Annotated in this window: 1 protein-coding gene; it reads left to right on the top strand. The window is 62.7% G+C overall.

All coding sequences use genetic code 11. The annotated features are described in order from the left end of the window. Nucleotides 1–422: 422 nt before the first annotated feature. On the top strand, nt 423–626 hold the full coding sequence (locus ACODTB_RS25760) for a hypothetical protein (RefSeq protein ID WP_488929877.1): 204 nt from the start codon (nt 423–425) through the stop codon (nt 624–626). Nucleotides 627–1,471 lie beyond the last annotated feature (845 nt).

The raw sequence follows: 1,471 nt of genomic DNA, 5'->3' as shown, positions 1-1,471 counted from the left end.
CGCAGGCCAGGCCGCCGGCGCCAGCGGCCGGCGCAGGTGCGGGGGCCGGAGCCGGAGCCGGAGCCGGTGCGGGCGCCGGGGAGGGGGCTGGTGCAGGTGCAGGAGCAGGAGCAGGAGCAGGTGCAGGTGCAGGTGCAGGTGCAGGAGCAGGTGCAGGTGCAGGTGCAGGTGCAGGTGCAGGTGCAGGTGAAGGTGCAGGTGCAGGTGCAGGTGCAGGTGCAGGTGCAGGTGCAGGTGCAGGTGCAGGTGCAGGTGTGGCGGCGGCCATCACCTGGCAAGTCTTGGCCGAGCCACGGGCCGGGTCGGAGCCGAAATAGCCGGTCGAGCAGAGTCCGACCGTGCGCACGGACTTGTAGACCCAGCGGCTACCGGTGCCATAGCGAACGTTCTTGGTGCCGGAAACGACAAAGAGCTGGCCCTCCTTGGAGAGCTGGTTCCAGGTGGCAGTGGTGGCTGCGGCGGTGGTGGTGCTTTGGGCCTGCGCCGACGCGGCCACCATCGAAAACATCACCGCGCAGGCGGCCAGCACGCTGGCATGCGATGCCGGGCGGGGGGAGGAAGAGAGTGAGGACATGGAGAGAGCACCTGAAAGTCAAGAAGGAAAAAAACCGCTTGCACACGGCTGATCGAAGCATTGGCCTGCTGGGTCAACAGATCTTGGAATTCAATGTAATTCGCGTGGCGCCATTTTCGGAATGCAAGCCGATGGGCAGGCGTCCGGAAACGATGCGCGGCATTCGTGATGCATGTCGCGAAACATGTTGAAATGATTGGGGGTGTTTTATTAACTTCCCGTTGCCATTTCACGGATGTGACTTCTTTTTTCGAGAAGCCCGGGTGGAATGGCCTGGCAGCGCGTTGCCGGACGATTTGCCTAGCGGGAAAGTTGGTTGCCTCAATCGTGGTTTCCCTACGGGAGGCGTCGCACTGAGCGTCGGGCGCATTGGCTGCGCCAATTCGGAAAATGGTGCAATTAAATTAAGGTTGACTTATCGGATCGAGATAATGAAACATTAGCAAAAACCGCCAGAAGGTGGTTTTTGCCCGTTGAAAGGATTGGGCCATGCTTTTCCATTTTGGAAAAGGGGGTGAGTTGAAAGAATGTGCAAGAAAGAATTCCGAGGGCGGCATTTCGAAGCCGCTTGTTAGCGGGCAATGCGCAGGGAATTCCCCGTCAACGCGCGGGCGTTGAGGGATGGGCGGCCAACGGCCGCATTCACAAGACAATTCGCGCCGCGGTCCAGAGACTGGGCGGCGCTGATGGGCAGGGCCCACCCGCTGGGGTGGACCGCCGCTGTCGCTCGCTCAGCGCGGAACGATGGCCCAGGTGGGGTCGCTGGCGAAGCCCGCGTCCATCCTCGGGGTCATGGACTTCCAGGTGGCGTAGGCGGTGCTGGCACCGGTGACCCCGGCGCTGCTCGTGGCCGCCAGCATGGCGCGGGCGTAGGCGGCGTAGTCGTCCACGCGGTCC

The organism is Hydrogenophaga sp. FG152 (assembly GCF_057809615.1).
Note: the sequence above shows the minus strand (reverse complement) of the source record. Positions and strands in the feature narration are given on the sequence as shown.